Source organism: Endozoicomonas sp., assembly GCF_051008435.1.
Taxonomy (GTDB): domain Bacteria; phylum Pseudomonadota; class Gammaproteobacteria; order Pseudomonadales; family Endozoicomonadaceae; genus Endozoicomonas_A.
Genome location: NZ_JBPCXO010000081.1, coordinates 1 through 2,131, shown reverse-complemented (window position 1 = coordinate 2,131; position 2,131 = coordinate 1). Strand labels below are relative to the sequence as shown.

At 47.1% G+C, this 2,131-nt stretch carries 1 protein-coding gene; it reads left to right on the top strand.

Translation table 11 applies throughout. The features are described 5' to 3' along the window. Positions 1 to 474: 474 nt before the first annotated feature. A complete protein-coding gene (locus tag ACR2PX_RS03620; protein ID WP_433997997.1) occupies positions 475 to 1,791 on the top strand; it encodes a YjiH family protein in 1,317 nt (438 codons plus the stop codon). Positions 1,792 to 2,131 lie beyond the last annotated feature (340 nt).

Sequence of the window (2,131 nt, the reverse complement as noted above, 5' to 3'; positions counted from 1 at the left end):
AAAGAACGGCCCAATTATTCGATGAATTCGATTAAATAGGTCAACTATTCTCACGAATCCATCGAATAATTCGACTCGTTCTACTGAAATTTATGCTCGAAAGCATAAGTCCGACAGGCTCCTAGGGAGTGGCTTAATTATTCTTGCCCTGGCAGCCTATGATGAAGCATTCAGCTCCGCTATCCGAAAGCGTTGGGTCAATACTTCAGCCAAGTCCTGATACCTTGAAGGGGCCCTGCAGGGCCTCATTCCATATAGCCAGGTTGTGTCGTTTAGAGATAAAAGGTGATTCCGAATGAGATGCCGTTACCAATCACTGTGACTTGTGGATAAGTATTTCCATCAATTCAAGTTGTCAGAATAAATCGCTATTATCGCGCGCCTACATAATTACTCTTAATTTTGAATAAATATTGGGATTGACGCTCGATGTCTGACGCTGCGATGGCAAATTCCGGATCCCGGAACACACTGATGTTTCTGATTCCGTCCCTTTTGGGTTTGGTATTCTTTATCGTCCCGATTTTTATTGATGGTTCAATGACATTTCCGCTGGCGTTGATGGCCAAGGGGTTCAAGGCAGTACTTGGAGAGAATATTCTGCCACTGGTTAGCAGTGTGCTGTGTTTCTCTGCGGTTATGTCACTGATAGGCACAGTTGTTAAGCCCAGGTTTATTGAAAAATCTGATCTGCTGAATGGTCTGTTTCATGCTTCTCCGACCTGGTTGCTGATTCGTGTGCTGGGTGCTGCATTTGCAGTGATGGCTCAGAACAAGCTGGGGGCAGAAATAGTCTGGAATGCCAATACCGGCGGACTGGTGTTCAATGACTTGTTGCCATCGTTACTGGTTACTTTTTTCCTGGCCGGTCTACTGTTACCTCTGCTTCTGAGTTTTGGTTTGCTTGAACTGCTGGGAACACTGCTCAGCAAAATTATGCGTCCGGTTTTCCGTCTGCCCGGGCGTGCTGCCATTGACTGTCTTTCTTCCTGGCTGGGTGATGGCACTGTGGGTGTCATGCTTACCAGTAATCAGTATGAGAATAAACAATACACAGAGCGTGAAGCTACGGTTGTAGCCACCATGTTTTCCATTGTGGGTATCTCATTTTCTCTGGTGGTTCTGACTCAGGTCGGTCTGCAGGACAAGTTTGTACCTTTCTATCTGGCCATCTGCCTGTCGGGCGCGATTGCGGCTATTGTCCTTCAAAGAATTCCGCCCCTGAGCAGGAAAAAGGATCTGTATATTGATGGCACGGCGCGTAATAAAGACGATGAGTTGATTCCAGAAGGTCACTCGGCTCTGAGTTATGGTTATGAACTGGCTTTGGCGCGAGCGGCCAAAGTCACCAGTTTGACTGATGTCGCCAGGCAGGGTCTGAGAAATGCTCTGGATATGGTCTTTGGTGTTCTGCCAGCGGTGATGGCCATTGGTACAGTGGGTCTGGTCGTTGCCGAGACAACCCCCTTGTTCAGCATTCTGGGTGCACCTTTTGTACCGTTGCTGGAGCTGATGCAATTGCCCGAGGCTGCGCAGGCTTCTGAAGCTTTGCTGGTGGGTTTTGCTGATATGTATGTGCCTTCTATTCTGGCAACGTCCATTAACAGTGAGATGACCCGGTTTGTGATTGCAGCTCTGTCGGTCACTCAGCTGATTTTCATGTCTGAAACCGGTGCGGTGATTCTCAGCAGCAAGCTGCCTCTGAATCTTTTTGAACTGGTTGTGATCTTTGTTCTGAGAACGCTGGTTACCTTGCCAGTCATTGTTCTGGTGGCAAACCTGGTATTTTGATGCTTCTCAAGGCCCTGGTTTCAGGGCCTTGTATCTCACCTTTGGTCAAAAAATCCCGCAAGATTAAGGTAAATATCGTGCAGAACGTTCTGTCAGATGTTTATTGGGCTGCCTGTCACTTAAATCATATCGACCCAGAAATCCCACGTAGGCGGCTATCCCTGTGGTCACCGTGATGGCCAGGGTAATGGGAAAAACATAATAAGAAGCAAAGGCTAGGAGCCTGACCGAGAATAGGTTATTCAGATATCCAAAATCACAAAATGAGCAAAAAACATCCATATCTCCGACGTGATTTGCTCATTTTTACAGATTGGCAGCCTTTTACCGCCTTTATGCT